This window comes from Geomonas sp. (assembly GCF_056994735.1).
On record NZ_JBXKJL010000096.1, the window covers coordinates 1 to 15,832 of the forward strand.

Sequence of the window (15,832 nt, forward strand, 5' to 3'; positions counted from 1 at the left end):
AGTTTGTCAGAAATCTCGGTCATGCTGCGGTCCCAGGAGAAGAGGAGTCCGCTCTCATCGGGCTTCAGCGCCCTATCGGCGCCGTTATAGTAGCCGAGGGAGAATCTGCCCAGGGAAGGGACGGGGCCGATGGCAGGGATGGTCTTCCCTACCAGGCCGTAGACGATGTTCTGGCCGGATACCACGAAGGGGGCATCCTTTGTTTCGATGTCCTTCACCGGCCTGGCGTTGTAGAGACCGACGACGAGCGCCGGGGAATACTTGAACATGGAGTCTTCCGGCGTGCCGAGCTTGATATTGCCGCTCCAGGGATGCTGGTCATTGGGGCTGTCGTTGCGGCCATTGGCCAGGTAGTCGAAGCCCAGTTCCAACTGGACCTTTTCAAAAGGTAGCACCCCGATGGTGAAACCGACATCAACGAAGTTGGGATCCCTTTCGCCGGACGAGTTGCGGGCTCCCCTCAAATAGCTGTCTATGCCGAGGTGCCCTACCAGGTAAGGCTGGATATCGGTCGACGGTATCCAGATGATGGTGGACGGAGTCGCCATGGCACTACCGGCCATTAAGATGAAGAAGAGGATGGCAAAACTCGATGACCTCTTTATCCTCATAGTTCCCCCCTGACAACATTAGATACCGCCAAACTACTAAAACATATCATGAGCCCAGGGGTCGTCAACATTAATGGAGTAAGACGACCACACCTCGCCCACAGCTGACGTCTTCCCCGACGGCGACACTACCTTCTCCATATTCGCTCTGTTACAGATCCTTCCCGCCCTGGCATTACCCCTCTCCCCCCACACACTCTGACTTCCGTCTCCGCCATTCACCGTAATGTCAAGACAAAAATAGCCACCACTACAGGACTTAGCCGCTGTGCTTTCTTTACCCAAAAGAGGTGGTTCTGATTTAAAATGAGCATATATGCAACCCAGCGTTGCATGGAGAACGAGTATGAAAAAGCTAGCACTGGCTCTTACTGTGGTCCTGGTCTTCTTCGCCCCGGGTCTGGTTCATCAGGCGTGGGCGCAAGGGGAAGGGGCGGCTTACTACGATGAAGCGGATCAGAACCTCCTCACACCTGACGAACTCAACGACCTCCTGGCCCCCATCGCGCTCTATCCCGACCCGTTGATCGCCCAGATCCTCCCGGCAGCCACCTTTATCGATCAGATCGAGGACGCCGCCGACTATGTCCGAAGCTACGGCTCCGGGCCCAGCATAGATGACCAGCCGTGGGACCTGAGCGTGAAGGCCGTGGCGCACTATCCGGACGTGCTCTTCATGATGGAGAGGAGGAACGACTGGACCGCGGCCCTTGGACAGGCCTACATAGATCAGCCGCAAGATGTGATGGACGCGATTCAAAGGCTGCGAGCTGAAGCAAGGGCCCGCGGGAACCTTTACACGACCTCACAACAGCAGGTCATCGTAACCCAGGATGTGATCAGGATAGTGCCGGCGGCACCGGAATACGTCTACGTGCCGGTCTATGATCCTGACGTCATCTACTTCGAAACTTACCAACCGGCTTTTCCGCTGATCACCTTCGGTGCCGGGTTGTTCATAGGAGCGTGGCTCAACCGTGACTGCGACTGGCGCAGACACCGTGTCTACTACCACGGATGGCATGGAGGCGGGTGGGTCGGCAGGGCCAGACCGTACGTTCATGACAGGCGTGGGGTCTACATCAACAGGCGGGCAGCGACAATAAACGTCAACGAAAGGGTCCTGCAGCGCGACACGGGCCAATTCCGTGAGCAGTTGAGGAATGACACCTGGCGACGGCGGCAGGGGCCGATGATGCGGCCGGGGCGACCTGTTCCGGGGACAACGGAGCGACAGCGGCAACCGGGGGCAGAGCGGCGGCAACCGGGGGCAGAGCGGCAGCGCGGTATTGAAGGAGAACGGCGGCGTGCGCCAGGTGAGCCTGCGGTTGGCGGTGGTGCTGGGAGAAGCGGTGCGCCGGCACCAGCAAGGCCAGGGGAAACATCACCCGGAACCCCGAGCCGGAGCATCTCTACCAGTGGGCAAGCGACTGGCGGCCAAGTGGGGCCTAGCACCGTTACTCCGGGAACTCCTGCCGGCGGAGGCCAGCGTCAGCCGGGGGTACGCCAGCGCGGTGGACGCTCTAGTGGAACCGAGATCAACCGCGGACGGACGGTGGTGAGCCCGTCCGGTCCCCAGGCAGCCCCGGGCGGACCAATCCCCCGGCAAGCGACAGGCGGCCAAGTGGGGCCGACCACCGTTACTCCGGGAGCTCCTGCCGGCGGAGGTCAGCATCAGCCGGGGGTACGCCAGCGCGGTGGACGCTCTGGTGGAACCGAGATCAACCGCGGACGGACGGTGGTGGGCCCGTCCGGTCCCCAGGCAGCTCCGGGCGGAGCAATCCCCGGGAGCAACACCACGATTCATCGGAACGAGCCCAGGCGTAGCACTTCAGAGCCAGGGCTGGCGACACCCCGGCCGGCAGCACCGGGTTCGGCCGCTCCGACGCCGCGAGCCGTAAATCCGTACAGGCAGGGACATGGGCAAATCCAGCGAGGCGGGTCGGCGCCGGGTTCTCCTGTGATCACCACGCCGAGGTCACCTCCTGTGCCTCGATCGGCACCGATTACTCCGAGAGCCACTGCGCCCGTCGCGGTTCCGAGGTCAACGCCGGCTCCGATGTCGATACCAAGGGCAACTCCCCCGGTCTCTACGCCAAGGGCAACGCCACCGATGTCGGCACCAAGGGCAACGCCCCAAATGGTGGTACCTAGAGCCAGTGCCCCGGTCGCTCCGAGAGCGACGGCTCCGGTTGCGCCGAGGGGAGCTCCAAGCGCACCGAGCCCGTCCTTTCCCGGTGGCACGAGGAGGTAGCCTGGGATCAAAAATTGCGTGCTTCGACAAGCTCAGCACGAACGGAGTACATAGTGATAACGTAGGGCAGGATCTCGAAAGGGAATAGACAGTGATCGTGCTTCGACAGGCTCAGCACGAACGGAGTATAGTGATAACGTGGGGCAGGATCTCGAAAGGGAATAGACATTGATGAGGTTGCGACAGGCTCAGTACACAGGAATACATACCAGCAGCACTCGGATAGGAAAAGCATCAAGAGACACATCTCGCTATGCATCCCGTTCGCCCTGAGCTTGTCGAAGGGCACACAAGTAGCATCCCGTTCGCCCTGAGCCTGTCGAAGGGCACACAAGTAAGAACACAGCAACAGCGCTAGGAGAGGCAAAAGCACGCAGGCAGGAAGAGCACAAACAGAAACTCGTTATGCATCCCGTTCGCCCTGAGCCTGTCGAAGGGCGCACAAGTAGCAACCGTTCGCCCTGAGCCTGTCGAAGGGCACACAAGTAGCCAACCGTTCGCCCTGAGCCTGTCGAAGGGCGCACATTTGATTATTTAATCATCTATTTAGTCATCTCAGGCCCGACCGGCACCAGCAACAGCGGGGCGCGGCACTGGCTGCAGATCCGGTGCGCTACGCTCCCCGCCCAGAAGGCATCCATACCCGTTTTGCCATGAGTCCCCAGCACCACCAGATCGATCTCCGGGAGTTGTGCGGCCTCGACGATGACGCTGGCCGGATCGCCCCTTAAGACATGGGCACTTGCCCGAAATCCCTCCAGCCTTAACCCCTCTTCCAGATCGTGGAAATACCTCTCGGCGTCCTGGGTGGTCAGCTCGAGCGCCCTCCGGGTTGTTCCCGGCATCATCCGGCTGGCCAGCGCTGTTTCACCTGAAAGTGTCGCCAGGTCAGGTATGACGAAGGCTAGATGCAGGGTCGCCCCGCAGGCACGGGCCAGGTCCTTGGAGACCGGCAGCGACTGGGCGTGTTCGGGATCATCATCGAGCGGCACCAGGATGTGCCTGCAGGCAAAGGCGGGCGGCTTCCCTTCGGTATCGGGATGGGTGATCAGCACGGGGGTCGAATCGCGCGCGATAACGCTTTGGGCAATGCTGCCAAGGAAGAGGTGCAGGGCCGCCCCGCGCCCGTGGGAGCACATGATTACCAGGTCGTGCTCCAACTCGTGGGCGTGAGCCACGATACTCCCTGCCACGTCATCGACTTCGTTGGTATGCACGTGACAGCTCACCTCGGTATGCCTGGAGAAGGAGCGCCGGGCGACTTCGCGAAGGTACTCCTCTGCGTCGCGTGGATGCCTGAGATGGGGCTGTCCGTGCACCGCGTCGGGCGCGTTTCTTTCGACCACGTGTATCAGGGTGACGCGGGCCTGCAGTTTCTCCGCAAGGAGAGCCGCCACCGGGAGCGCAGCCTCGGCCATTAACGAACCATCTATCGGTACCAGGATATGCTTGAACATGGTATCACCCGCTGAACACTGTCTTGTAGACCAGGTAGATATTGAGAAAGACAATGATGGCCGCGATGAAAGCAGCGACCAGGGTAGTAACCCGCCTGTTGACGAGTTCGCCCATGATGTCCCCCCGGCTGGTGAACATGACCAGGGGAATCACGGCGAAGGGAAGACCAAAACTGAGCACCACCTGGCTCAGTACCAGGGTCCTGGTAGGATCAAGCCCGGCGCCGATGACGATCAACGAAGGCGCCATGGTGATCAGGCGACGGATCCAGATGGGGATGTGCCGCTCCAGGAAACCCTGCATGATCACCTGCCCTGCCCCGGTCCCCACCGTAGAGGAGGAAAGCCCGGAAACGAGCAGCGAGAGCCCGAAGATCCACTTGGCGCCAGACCCGAGAAGCGGCTCCAGGGTCCGGTACGCTTCCTCGATGCTGGCGACGGAGGTGTGCCCGCTATAAAAGAAGGTGGAGGCCGCCATGATCAGCATAGCGGCATTGACGCAGCTGGCGACACCCATGGCGACCACGACGTCAGCCAACTCGAAACGATACAGACTCTGCAGCCGCTTCTTGTCGCGCACCACGATGCGCCCCTGCATCAGGGCCGAGTGGAGGAATATGGCGTGGGGCATGACGGTAGCGCCCAGGATGCCGCAGGCGAGAAAGACGCTTTCGGCGCCGGAAAAACGGGGCACGAAGGTGCTTCGCAAAACAAGCCGCCACTCCGGCATGACAATGAAGATCTCGGCGAGATAACAGAGGGCGATGATAGCGACCATCGAGGAGATGACGGCCTCCAGGGGACGGAAGCCGTAACGCTCCATGCCCAGGATCAGCATGGTGGCGAGGGCGGTGAGGACCGCTCCGGCGAGAAGGGGCACGCCCATCAGGAGCTGAAAGCCCAGCGCGGCACCCAGGAACTCGGCCAGGTCGGTCGACATGGCCACGATCTCCATGAGCACCCACATGCCGTAGACCACAGGCCTCGGGAAGTGCTCCCGGCAGTGCTCGGCGAGGTTCATCCCGGTGACCAGACCGAGCTTGGCGGACAGGGCCTGGATCAGCATGGCCATCAGGTTGCTGGCCACGATGACCCAGATCAGCAGGTAGCCGAATTTGGCGCCCCCCTGGATATTGGTGGCGAAGTTGCCGGGATCGACGTAGGCGACGCTGGCGATGAAGGCCGGCCCCATGAAGGGAAGGCAGCGGGCAAAGATGTTCCGCCTCTTCTTGCTCCCGAGGACGTTCAGCGCATTCTCCACCGTCCTCGCATCCGAGGTTATGCGCTGTTTCGCGGATCTTCCTTCAGGCATGAGGCCTCTTCCTGTCTGTCATCATTTGGGGCGGTTGAGAGCTTTCGCTGGCAATGCAGGATTACAATGAGTCAGTCCGTGGTGCGGGCATGATAGTGGACGAGGAGCAATTTTACCACATTAAACGAATCCCCCGGGCCGTTCCGAAAGGGTGACGATTCCCCCCTTCGGCAGTGCCTGTTGGAGCAGATCGGAAATAAAAAGGCCTGCGTGCAGCAGGCCTTTTTATTTGCACCGGTGGCCTACGCCTCTACACTGGCTGCCCCGTGGTCTGCCACATGGCAATGGTTGCTCCGGTGGGGTCGATCATGACGCTGAAGAGACCCATCCCCGGCACTTCTGTGACCGGCTTCACGATGTTGGCACCGAGGGATTTTGCCTTCTCCGTCGAGGCGGCGACATCGGCCACCAGCACGTAGGGCAACCACTGGGAAGGCTGCCCGGGCATGGGATGCTGCATCATTCCTCCTCCCGTCCCCTCCCCCACCTTGATCAAGGTATAGTCGCCCGGCACGTTCTCGAACTTCCAGTCGAAGAGACTCTGGTAGAACTCCTTGGACTTGCTCACGTTACTAGTCATCAGTTCAACATGCACAAAGGGATTGCCCATGGTCTTTCCTCCGCAAGCCGGTTTTTCTTGATTGAAACCCAGGCAAGTTTAGCAAAGCCGGACGGGATTGCAGCGGGCAGAGACATAATCTGTAGCCCCGCACACCCATAAAAGCGCACCCCCAAGCGCGCCCCCCGTCAGCCTGAACTGTTCGCGCCCGGAAGGGCGCTCCTACGATATCGGTCCGGCTCTCAGGAGGTCGAGAACGGCGGAGGCCAGGGCCTTCACGCCCGTCCTGATGGTCGGCTCGGGGAGCGGGGCAAAGAAAGGAGAGTGGTGCGAGGGAAGCGGAACTCCCGTCTGCCGGCTCGCCTGGAACTGAGCGGGACCGGCACCTCCCAGCCAGAGCATGCAGGTCGGGATCTCTCCGCCGAGGCCCCAGGATCCGAAGTCCTCACTGACCATCACCGGTTTCGTCCTCAGCACTTTCCCTTCCTCCAGCACCCCTTTCAGCGCCGCAGCCACCCGGCCGGTCACCTCCGGATCGTTGTAATTGGCAGGATGAGAAGCCTTCACAGTCACGACGGGAGCCAGCTCTTCCGGCACCCCCGCGGTAAGGGCAACGCCTCTCGCTATCCGATCCACGGCGGCTATCAACCCGTCGCGGATGCCGCCCTGATAGGTCCTGATGCTCAACTGCAGCCTCACCTCGTCGGGGATGATGTTGCTGGCAGTCCCGCCATGAATCGAGCCGACGGTGATGACTGCCGGTTCGAAAGGATCTTTTTCACGGCTCACCAGGGTCTGCAGGGCGAGAACCAGTTGGGCGGCAATGACAATGGGGTCCTTCCCCAGTTCCGGCGCCGACCCATGACATCCCACCCCGCGCACAACGACCTCGAGGTCAGTGAAGCTGGCCATGAAATGACCGGGAACATAGCCGACGGTTCCTGTCTCAAGTTGCAGGGTGACGTGCAGCGCCAGGGCGTACTCCGGCTTCGGGCAGAGCCGGTAGGCGCCGTCGTTCAGCATGGCATCGGCGCCACCTCCCCCCTCCTCTCCAGGCTGGCCTACCAGGACCAGCGTCCCTCTCCAGCGATCCTTCAACCGTGAAAGAACCCGGGCCGCCCCGATCAGGGTGGTGACATGGAGGTCGTGCCCGCAGGCATGCATGACCGCCACCGCCTTTCCATCACGGTTGATCCCCCGCGCCTTGCTGGCGTACGGCAGCCCGGTCTTCTCCTCGACCGGCAGGGCGTCCATGTCGGCCCGCAGCAGCAGGGTCGGGCCGGCACCATTTTCCAGCACCCCTACCACACCATATCCCGGCCAATCATGGTGCTCGTATCTGCCGATCCCCTCGGTAACGTGACAACCGAGAGATCGCAGCTCCCGGGCGACCAGGTCCGATGTCTTTTCTTCCTGGCCCGAGAGTTCGGGGTTGGCATGAAGTTGCTCGTAAATGGCGACCAGGGAGGAAAGCTCGCTTCCGGTGATCTGATCAAGATCGCCGCAGGGTGCTACTTCTTTTGATCGATCAGCGGTTCTTTTCGTTATCATCGTTCTCTCGATACCGTTTCGGGGTTTGGTGGCTGCAGAGTACTATGTCTGGCTCGTCTAATCAACCGGGTTTACTTCGGCGGCGACACTGCCCGCCAGTGCTTGCCTCCGTGCAGGGATGGCTAATTAATGAGCAGCATCCTGAGTTGAGAAAGGGACCCGATCCCATCAAAGAGCGGAAATCCGCACCTTTGATGGACGCTACGGACGCTGGCATGTTCCGTGTAAATCAGGGAGCAACTCACTTGGAGGGGGTAGCTATGACGATGGTCATCGACGGAGTCGAATATGTATCGGCGGCGGCGGCAGCGGAGCAACTGGAAACGACCGAAGTGAAGATACTCATGCTGCTGAGGCAGAAAGCGCTTGGTGGCGAGCTGATAGACGGATCGTGGTTCGTCACCACGGCCTCTCTCAGCGGGTACCGGCCGGAGGTTGTCGAGCCGCGGAAGTCCGACTGCGGCACGGCCTGCAGCGGCTCGGGCTGCGGCTGCCATTAGACGTGGAGGAAAACATGGGCCTTTCCATCAAGGCGTCTGATCTCAAGTACAGATACCCGAAAGCAATCGAGACGCGGTACCAGCCAAAATTCCAGGGCTCGCACGATCAAGCCCCGTTCAACAGGGACGACCTGTACGACATCATCCCCCTGCTGGAGGCGGTCATGGACGAGTTGGGGCGCGACGACGCGCGGGCGCTCCATTTGGCCGAAGACATCATGAACCGGGATCTGCCGCGCTTCGTACGCACCCGCGGCGAGGTCTTCGGCTTTCTTACCGGATGCTTGCAGGACATCCTCGCTTGAACTGAAAACAAGTCACTGACGACACCATGACTCACAACGAGAAGTGGGCAAAACCTCAAAGGAGAGAAAGATGAACAGTTTGGCGTTTCAAAGAGAGGTGATGCATGAACCTGCCGGTTTGGGAAGCGGCGGGTATCAGATCGAGCCGATCGCCGGCCGGATCAACGGGTACAAACTCACCATGAAGGGGTTCCTCTCGCCCGGCTGGACGGGAAGGCTGACCGCGGGGCTCGCCAAGCACCGGCTCAGCATTGTCAACGGGCGGGCCGAAAAGGTCACCACCACCGCATGGGATTCCAGCTTCGAGCTGAAAGCGGCTCCTTTCTCGCAAGATCCCACGAAGATCGACTATGTCGCCCTCGCCGCCACGGAACTCCCCTACGAACGATCCTCCGGCAAGATCGCTCTTTTGGACTTCACGATGGAGCCTGCCAGCCGGCACGACGGAAGCCTTTACCTCGAGGTCCGCGGCGTCGACCGGCTCGGGTTACTCGGCGATATCCTGGACTATTTCAGCATGAGGTGCCTGTTTCCGGTCAAAATGACTGTCGACACCGTCGGAGAAACCGCAGTCGACCGCTTCTGGCTCAGAGGAGTCGGCGGATCGAAGCCTTCCGACTCTATCGCCAACGCCATGAAAGAGAACCTGGAGCGGCTACTCATTGTCAATGCATAGCATGTGACAGAAAGAGTGCAAAGGGGATGGCGTTTGAGTCATCCCCTTTGTTGCCTCAGGCTGTTGCCTTTGCTGCGGCACATGCTGTGGAGTCACCACAACCACAGCTTCTTCGCTTTATTCATCTGAAGACTCACTCCTTCTTGCAGACCTCTCTGTCATACTGACATCAGGACACTAGCTTAATTTACCCGGAGAAGCGGTTGCAAAGTGCGGCAACTTGGTTAAAGTATTCGTTATTGCCAAACCAAGGACCTGCCATGATTATCCACATCGTACGTCACGCGGAAGCCGTCGATCGATCAGAAAATATATCCGAAGAAAACAGATTCCTCACCCGCCGCGGCCGAAAGCGCTTCAGGAAGATAGCGAAGACGCTCAGAAAGGCCGGAGCCCACACCGACACCATCCTTACCAGCCCGCTGATCAGAGCTGTGCAGACGGCTGATATCCTGGCGGAATCGCTCCGCTTCAGCGGCGAGCTGGTGGTCGCCCCCCTCCTGGGACCAGGCTTTCGGCCCGGACGACTAGACGAGCTTCTGGACGCCTACCCCGAGGCGCAGGAGATAGCGCTGGTGGGGCATGAACCGGATGTGGGAATGCTGGTCCAGGCCCTCTTCGCCTCGGAGGAGAGCTGTTCCCTTGCCAAAGGGGCGACCGTCTCTTTCGAGAGAAGTGCCGGAGACCAGGGTAAGGCAGAGTTCATCCAGCTCGTCACCGGCGGAGCAAGGATCATCACCTCAGCCAAAAAAGCCCTGACACGGCTGCAGGGTCAGCAGCAGGGATGATGCTGCGGGCGGGAAGCACCGACCATCTGAAAGGGAGCAGTCCATGGCGCAAGAAGCGACAGATCTGCAGCAGCTGAAGGGAGTCGGAAGTATCCTGGCCAAGCGTCTTCATGACGCGGGCTACGACAGTTTCAACAAGATCGCCCAAGACGGTGAGGAGGGTCTGAGAAAGATCCGCGGCATAACTCCCCGCGCCATCGGCTCGATCGTGGAGCAGGCAAGGCAACTCGCCGCGATGCCGCCACCGGGTCATCCGGAAAGGGAGCAGGCCGTAAAGGAACAGCTGGCGGAGGTGAGGGAAAAGATCCAGACCCTGGCCCAGTCAGCGCGAGATCGGCACCAGGAGCAACTGACGGGGAAAACAGGAAGGAAGCTGACCGCAGACCTGGTCCGGATGGAGGATGCCTTGGGTCAGCTTCGCGGCGGCGGCAAGAAGAGATCGAAGCGGACCGCGAAGGCCCTCATGAAAGTGGAAAAGCGGGTTTCAGGGCTCGACGATGCAGGCCTGAAGAAGATCCACAAGAGCCTGAAGAGGGCCAGAAAGGCAGTGATGAAAGCATTGTAGGACCTGATTAATACCAATCTTCAGCCAGCTTCCGAAGCTGTCATTCCCGAAGCGATTCTGATCGGGAATCCAGCTCCTAAACGACGCGAAATCTGGATCCCCGATAAGGGCATTCGGGGATGACAATCTCATAGCAGGAGATTAGCGATGCTAATCAGGTTATAGGAAAGCCTTGCCCCTGCGCGGAACCTGCGCCGCCTTCCCGATAGAGGCAGATCAGGGTTGCACGTGTTTCGACAGGCTCGGCACGAGCGGCCCTTCCCCCGTGCTTGTCGAAGCCTGTTACCCCTCCCCACATCTGGAGTCCTATGCGCCTCGCCGCCATTGACATCGGCACCAACTCCATTCGCAGCCTCGTCATCGAACCCCGCAATAACGGAAAGTACCGTATCCTTGACGATGAGAAGGTCCTTGTGCGCCTGGGCGAGGGGCTTAACCAGACGGGAAGGATCGGGCCGGCGGCCTGGGATCGCGCTCTTGACGCACTGACCCGCCAGAAGAAGATCATCGACGGCTACAAGGTCGACTCTATCGAGGCCGTTGCCACCAGCGCCGTACGCAAGGCTGCCAACGGAAGTGAATTCATCAGGGAGATCAAGGAGCGGATCGGCCTCGACATTGCGGTGATAAGCGGCGAGGAGGAGGCCGAACTTGCCGCCCTGAGCGCCTTCCACAACTTCGACCTGGAAGGGGTCCGCTACCTCATCTACGACATCGGTGGCGGCAGCCTCGAGCTGATCACCGCCCTCGGGACGCACATGGAGGAGCTCCTCTCCCTGGAACTCGGGGCGGTCTTCCTCACGGAGAATTTCCTGAAGCGCGACCCGGTGACCACTGTCGAGCACGACAAGCTCCGCAGGTACATCAGGAAGACCCTCAAGGCCTATTACACCGGAGACCGTACCGGCATGCACTGCCTGGTCGGTTCCGGCGGCACCACCACCTCCATCGCCGCCATGATTACCGGAGCCACCCGCGAGCGTTATGACTCGCTTCATGGCCACGAGCTGCTGCGCTCCGAAGTCGTACACCTGCTCGCCATGCTGGTGAGAAAGAGCGACAAGGAGCGCCGCTCCATACCGGGCCTGAACCCCGACCGCTCAGACATCATCATCGCGGGGGTGACCGTCATCGACGAGCTGATGGACTTCTTCAAGGTAAACGTGCTGAAGGTCAACGAGCGGGGGATCCGTGAAGGGTTGATACTGCAGGGGCTGCGGAAGCAGGGGCTCCTTTCGCAGGAAAAACGGCCCAGGTCCTGGCGAGAGTCGGTCCTCGACTTCGCGCACTCCTGCCACTTCGAGCCCGAGCACTCTCTACATGTGGCGAAGCTGTCGCTGGAGGTCTTCAGGGCTCTGGCGGAAAGGTTCCGCTTGACGGAAAAGGACGCCCGGCTGGTGGAAGGAGCCGCCATCCTGCACGACGTAGGATACTTCATAAGCTACGCGAGCCACCACAAGCACTCCTATCACCTGATCCGCCATGCCGATCTCTTCGGCTTCACGCCGAGGGAGCGGGAGCTGATGGCCAACATCGCCCGCTACCACAGAAAGGCGCTACCAAAGAAGAAGCACGATGAATTCGTCCGCCTGGCGGCGAGCGACCGGGTGCTGGTTTCGAGGCTGGGCGGTATCTTGAGGCTTTGCGACGGCTTCGACCGCCGCCGCAACAGCGCGGTGCAAAGGCTGGACTGCGCCCTCTCCCACAATGCCCTGCGCATCACCATGACCGGCGAGGAGGACCTCTCGGTGGAGCACCATGGCGCCCAGGCCAAGAGCGACCTCTTCGAGGCCGCCTTCAATCTCAAGGTGGTCATCGTGGAGGCAGGTGTGCAGCAGACTCCAGGCTAAAGGAGTTAAAGGCGAATCCCCCCTGTCCCCCCTTTGACAAGGGGGGGACGCCGGGGCTGACGTGGTCGCACGGTTCACCGACCATGTAACGTCGAGGCTGACGTCGACGCGGGGTTCACCTGCTTCCTCTTCCCCCCCTCCCTGCCCTCCCCCTCCGGGGGCGGGGAGTCGGACCCACGAGCTCAGAAACAACAACGGGGACCGGGCAATTGGCCCGGTCCCCGTTGACTCCCCTCTGGCAGCGAAAGCTAGCCGTTCATGACACTGAACTCTTCCTGCTCGTCTCCCGAGAACATCAGGTCCAGCTGCAGCATCAACAGAAGCTGCTCGCCGCGCTGGATCACTCCGCAGATGAATTCCTGGTCCATCCCCCCGGCCACCATGGCAGGCGGCGGCTGAATTTCGCCGCTGGAGATGCGGATGACTTCCGAAACGCCATCGACGACGAAGCCCATCAGCTTGCCAGCGATGTCCATGACCATGATACGGGTATGATGATCATTGTCACACGCCTCCATGCTGAACCTCTTCCTCAGCGAGACGATCGGGATCACCTGGCCGCGAAGGTTTATGATCCCTTCCACGCTGGGAGGGGTGTTGGGAATATGCGTGATCGAGGCCATGCGGATGATCTCGCGGACCTTCAGTACCTCGACCGCGTATTCCTCTTCACCAAGGCTGAAGCTGACCAGCTGGATCAGTTCGTGCTGCCTTTCGTCCTTTTTCACCGGTAAGTTAATTGTAGACATCGTTCCTCCTGCCTCACTATTTCTGCGACACCTGCACGGGTGTTAGCTTCCCTCTCGGAAGGAATGCCGCTTGTTACAGGGTATCCACGACAACACTGACAGATGTATCGGCAAATGGATAAGGAGCTGAAGAGGAACTGCGTTAAATTACTCCAATCGCTCCTTCACCTGATTCAGATGCCAGATATTCTCGTTGTACTCCATGATGGTGCGATCGGTCGAGAACTTGCCGCTGTTGGCGCTGTTGATGATGCTCATGCGCGTCCACCTCTCACGGTCGCGGTAGACCTCGGCCACCCGCCTCTGCGCCTCGATGAAACTGCGGAAGTCAGCGGCAACCATCCACGGGTCGTGGGGGTTCATTATGGCGGCGATGACAGGCACGAAGATGCCGTTTTCGAACATGTTGAAGTGGCCGCTGGTCAAAAGCTGCATCACGCGCTGGAAATCTGGATCGTCGGCCACGATCCCGGCAGGGTTGTAGTGCCTGCGCCGCTCTTCCACCTCCTGCGCGGTCAACCCGAAGACGAAGAAGTTGTCGTCCCCCACCTCTTCCCGGATCTCTATATTGGCCCCGTCCAGGGTGCCGATGGTGACGGCCCCGTTCATCATGAACTTCATGTTCCCGGTACCGGAGGCCTCCTTGCCGGCGGTCGAGATCTGCTCGGAGAGATCGGTTCCCGGGCAGATGGTCTCCATGGCGGTCACCCGGTAGTTCGGGAAAAACGCCACCTTGAGCCGGTCACCGACCGCGGGATCGTCATTGATCACCTTGGCCACGTTGCTGATCAGCTTGATGATCAGCTTGGCCATGAAATACCCCGGTGCCGCCTTGCCGCCGATGAGCACGCAGCGGTCGGTCCAGTGGGCCGTGTCCCCGCGCTTGATCCGGTCGTAGAGATGGATCACGTGCAGGACGTTCAAAAGCTGCCTCTTGTACTCGTGGATCCGCTTGACCTGGACATCGAAGAGGCTGTCGATGTTGAACTCAACCCCGCACTGCCCCAGCACCATGTCGGCCAGCCGCCTCTTGTTGGCGCGCTTCACTTCGTCCCAGCGACCGCGGAACTCCGGGTCGTCGGCGTAGCCCCCGATCTCCTTTATCCTCCCGAAGTCGGCCACGAACCGGTCGCCGATCTTCTCAGAGATCAGCTTCCTCAGCCCGGGGTTGCACCAGACCAGCCAGCGGCGCGGGGTGACCCCGTTGGTCTTGTTGTTGAACTTGTCAGGCCACAGCTCGAAGAAGTCCCGGAACAGCCCTTCCCTCAGGAGCTGCGAGTGCAGGGCGGCCACGCCGTTCACCGAGAAACTCCCGACGATCGCCAGGTAAGCCATCCGGACCTGCGGATGGGGACCCTCCTCGATGATGGACATCCTTCTCAGCCGGTCGGTATCCCCCGGCCACCTGCTGGAGACTTCGGAGAGGAAGCGGGCGTTGATCTCGAAGATGATGTCCAGAAGGCGCGGCAGCAGCTGCCTGAAAAGCGGGAGGGACCACTTCTCCAGGGCCTCGGGCAACAGCGTGTGGTTGGTGTAGGCCATGGTATGGCTGGTGATCTCCCAGGCCTCGTCCCATCCCAACCCCTGCTCGTCCATCAATAGGCGCATCAGCTCCGGGACCGCGCAGCTTGGATGGGTGTCGTTCAGCTGGAAGCAGTTCCTCTGCCCGAAATGGGCGAAGTCCTGTCCCTGCCGCGAGATCCAGCGGGCGATCACGTCCTGCAGGCTGGCCGAGGCCAGGAAGTACTGCTGGCGAAGCCTCAGCGCCTTCCCGCTTTCGCTGGCGTCGTTGGGATAGAGGACCATGGTTATGTTCTCGGCGGCGTTCTTCATGGCCACCGATTCGGTGTAGCTTCCGGCGTTGAACTCCTCCAGGTCGAAGGCATCTGTGGCGGCGGCCTTCCACAGCCTCAGGGTATTGACCGTCCCGTTCTGGTAGCCGGGAATCGGTATGTCGTAGGGGACCGCCAGCACGTCGTGGGTATCGACCCAGCGGTAGCTGTGGCCCCCCTCGCCGTTCCTGCTGTACTCGCAGCGCCCGCCGAACCGCACCAGCTGGGTGTATTCGGGACGCTCCAGTTCCCACGGGTTGCCGTCGCGCAGCCAGTGGTCCGGTTCTTCCACCTGTCGTCCGTCCTCGATCCGCTGGCGGAACATGCCGTACTCGTAGCGGATGCCGTATCCCATCACCGGCAGCCGGAGGGTGGCGCAGCTGTCGAGAAAGCAGGCGGCGAGCCTTCCCAGGCCGCCGTTGCCGAGACCGGCGTCGATTTCCTCCTCGGCGATTTCCTCCAGGGTGATGCCGATGTGGTGCAGAGCCTCGGAGGCGGCATCGGTGACGCCCAGGTTGAGCATGGCGTTACCCAGCGCCCTCCCCATCAGGAACTCGAGAGAGAGGTAGTAGCACGTCTTGGTATTGGCGGCTATGTAGGCGTAGCGGGTGCTGTTCCAGCGCTCCAGGAGCCTTTCCCTGATGGTGAAGGCGAAGGCCTGGTAGTGATAGCGCAGGGAGCGGCAGTACTTGTCGCGCCCCAGGTGATGGGCGTAATGGTGCATGAAGTCGTGGACCAGGCTTTGGGCATCCATGGGCAAGGGGGGGAGATCCGCGATACCGGGGGCTTTCACAGTCTTGTGGGTATTTTTATCCATCAGGTT

The 15,832-nt window shown here is 60.7% G+C and carries 14 protein-coding genes; 7 read left to right on the plus strand and 7 right to left on the minus strand.

The genetic code is table 11. The features are described from left to right. The coding region (locus tag AC11W3_RS04160) for a hypothetical protein (protein ID WP_484092552.1) at nucleotides 1–611 on the minus strand (611 nt) is incomplete at its 3' end. A gap of 346 nt (nucleotides 612–957) precedes the next feature. On the opposite strand from AC11W3_RS04160, the gene AC11W3_RS04165 reads away from it, so the two are divergent. Then, nucleotides 958–2,865: a DUF3300 domain-containing protein gene (locus tag AC11W3_RS04165; protein ID WP_484092553.1), complete on the plus strand. Its 1,908-nt coding sequence runs from the start codon at nucleotides 958–960 to the stop codon at nucleotides 2,863–2,865. 542 nt (nucleotides 2,866–3,407) lie between these two features. Here the strand turns inward: AC11W3_RS04165 and AC11W3_RS04170 are convergent. The 4 genes from AC11W3_RS04170 to AC11W3_RS04185 form a co-directional block, all read right to left on the minus strand. Further along, entirely contained in the window at nucleotides 3,408–4,322 is a 915-nt protein-coding gene (locus tag AC11W3_RS04170) for a universal stress protein (protein WP_484090252.1), read from the minus strand. Nucleotides 4,323–4,326: 4 nt separating this feature from the next. Then, entirely contained in the window at nucleotides 4,327–5,634 is a 1,308-nt protein-coding gene (locus tag AC11W3_RS04175; RefSeq protein ID WP_484090253.1) for an Nramp family divalent metal transporter, read from the minus strand. Between the two features lie 250 nt (nucleotides 5,635–5,884). After that, nucleotides 5,885–6,244: a VOC family protein gene (locus AC11W3_RS04180; RefSeq protein WP_484092554.1), complete on the minus strand. Its 360-nt coding sequence runs from the start codon at nucleotides 6,242–6,244 to the stop codon at nucleotides 5,885–5,887. Between the two features lie 171 nt (nucleotides 6,245–6,415). Next, nucleotides 6,416–7,744 (minus strand): amidohydrolase, encoded by a 1,329-nt coding sequence (locus AC11W3_RS04185; RefSeq protein ID WP_484090255.1) that lies wholly within the window; start codon nucleotides 7,742–7,744, stop codon nucleotides 6,416–6,418. Nucleotides 7,745–8,004: 260 nt separating this feature from the next. On the opposite strand from AC11W3_RS04185, the gene AC11W3_RS04190 reads away from it, so the two are divergent. The 6 genes from AC11W3_RS04190 (at nucleotide 8,005) to AC11W3_RS04215 (ending at nucleotide 12,428) form a co-directional block, all read left to right on the plus strand. Continuing rightward, complete coding sequence (locus AC11W3_RS04190; protein WP_484090256.1) at nucleotides 8,005–8,244, plus strand: hypothetical protein; 240 nt, start codon at nucleotides 8,005–8,007, stop codon at nucleotides 8,242–8,244. A 14-nt stretch (nucleotides 8,245–8,258) separates the two neighbouring features. Continuing rightward, a complete protein-coding gene (locus tag AC11W3_RS04195) occupies nucleotides 8,259–8,549 on the plus strand; it encodes a hypothetical protein (protein ID WP_484090257.1) in 291 nt (96 codons plus the stop codon). A gap of 70 nt (nucleotides 8,550–8,619) precedes the next feature. Further along, nucleotides 8,620–9,225: an ACT domain-containing protein gene (locus AC11W3_RS04200; RefSeq protein ID WP_484090258.1), complete on the plus strand. Its 606-nt coding sequence runs from the start codon at nucleotides 8,620–8,622 to the stop codon at nucleotides 9,223–9,225. A 260-nt stretch (nucleotides 9,226–9,485) separates the two neighbouring features. Continuing rightward, nucleotides 9,486–10,013, plus strand: coding sequence for a SixA phosphatase family protein (locus AC11W3_RS04205; RefSeq protein ID WP_484090259.1), 528 nt, complete (start codon nucleotides 9,486–9,488; stop codon nucleotides 10,011–10,013). Between the two features lie 43 nt (nucleotides 10,014–10,056). Then, nucleotides 10,057–10,578, plus strand: coding sequence for a helix-hairpin-helix domain-containing protein (locus tag AC11W3_RS04210; protein ID WP_484090260.1), 522 nt, complete (start codon nucleotides 10,057–10,059; stop codon nucleotides 10,576–10,578). A gap of 308 nt (nucleotides 10,579–10,886) precedes the next feature. Continuing rightward, entirely contained in the window at nucleotides 10,887–12,428 is a 1,542-nt protein-coding gene (locus AC11W3_RS04215) for a Ppx/GppA phosphatase family protein (protein ID WP_484092555.1), read from the plus strand. A 248-nt stretch (nucleotides 12,429–12,676) separates the two neighbouring features. On the opposite strand, the gene AC11W3_RS04220 is transcribed toward AC11W3_RS04215, so the two are convergent. Then, nucleotides 12,677–13,177 carry a chemotaxis protein CheW gene (locus AC11W3_RS04220; protein ID WP_484090262.1) on the minus strand — a complete coding sequence of 167 codons (501 nt, stop codon included), beginning with the start codon at nucleotides 13,175–13,177 and terminating at the stop codon, nucleotides 12,677–12,679. A gap of 147 nt (nucleotides 13,178–13,324) precedes the next feature. Beyond that, nucleotides 13,325–15,826 (minus strand): glycogen/starch/alpha-glucan phosphorylase, encoded by a 2,502-nt coding sequence (locus AC11W3_RS04225; protein WP_484090263.1) that lies wholly within the window; start codon nucleotides 15,824–15,826, stop codon nucleotides 13,325–13,327. Nucleotides 15,827–15,832 lie beyond the last annotated feature (6 nt).

Excerpts from the sequence above, each read along its gene's own strand:
- AC11W3_RS04165 (WP_484092553.1), top strand. The coding sequence starts at position 958 with ATGAAAAAGCTAGCACTGGCTCTTACTGTGGTCCTGGTCTTCTTCGCC.
- AC11W3_RS04170 (WP_484090252.1), bottom strand. The coding sequence starts at position 4,322 with ATGTTCAAGCATATCCTGGTACCGATAGATGGTTCGTTAATGGCCGAG.
- AC11W3_RS04215 (WP_484092555.1), top strand. The coding sequence starts at position 10,887 with ATGCGCCTCGCCGCCATTGACATCGGCACCAACTCCATTCGCAGCCTC.
- AC11W3_RS04180 (WP_484092554.1), bottom strand. The coding sequence starts at position 6,244 with ATGGGCAATCCCTTTGTGCATGTTGAACTGATGACTAGTAACGTGAGC.
- AC11W3_RS04225 (WP_484090263.1), bottom strand. The coding sequence starts at position 15,826 with ATGGATAAAAATACCCACAAGACTGTGAAAGCCCCCGGTATCGCGGAT.
- AC11W3_RS04185 (WP_484090255.1), bottom strand. The coding sequence starts at position 7,744 with ATGATAACGAAAAGAACCGCTGATCGATCAAAAGAAGTAGCACCCTGC.
- AC11W3_RS04195 (WP_484090257.1), top strand. The coding sequence starts at position 8,259 with ATGGGCCTTTCCATCAAGGCGTCTGATCTCAAGTACAGATACCCGAAA.
- AC11W3_RS04190 (WP_484090256.1), top strand. The coding sequence starts at position 8,005 with ATGACGATGGTCATCGACGGAGTCGAATATGTATCGGCGGCGGCGGCA.
- AC11W3_RS04200 (WP_484090258.1), top strand. The coding sequence starts at position 8,620 with ATGAACAGTTTGGCGTTTCAAAGAGAGGTGATGCATGAACCTGCCGGT.
- AC11W3_RS04175 (WP_484090253.1), bottom strand. The coding sequence starts at position 5,634 with ATGCCTGAAGGAAGATCCGCGAAACAGCGCATAACCTCGGATGCGAGG.
- AC11W3_RS04220 (WP_484090262.1), bottom strand. The coding sequence starts at position 13,177 with ATGTCTACAATTAACTTACCGGTGAAAAAGGACGAAAGGCAGCACGAA.
- AC11W3_RS04205 (WP_484090259.1), top strand. The coding sequence starts at position 9,486 with ATGATTATCCACATCGTACGTCACGCGGAAGCCGTCGATCGATCAGAA.
- AC11W3_RS04210 (WP_484090260.1), top strand. The coding sequence starts at position 10,057 with ATGGCGCAAGAAGCGACAGATCTGCAGCAGCTGAAGGGAGTCGGAAGT.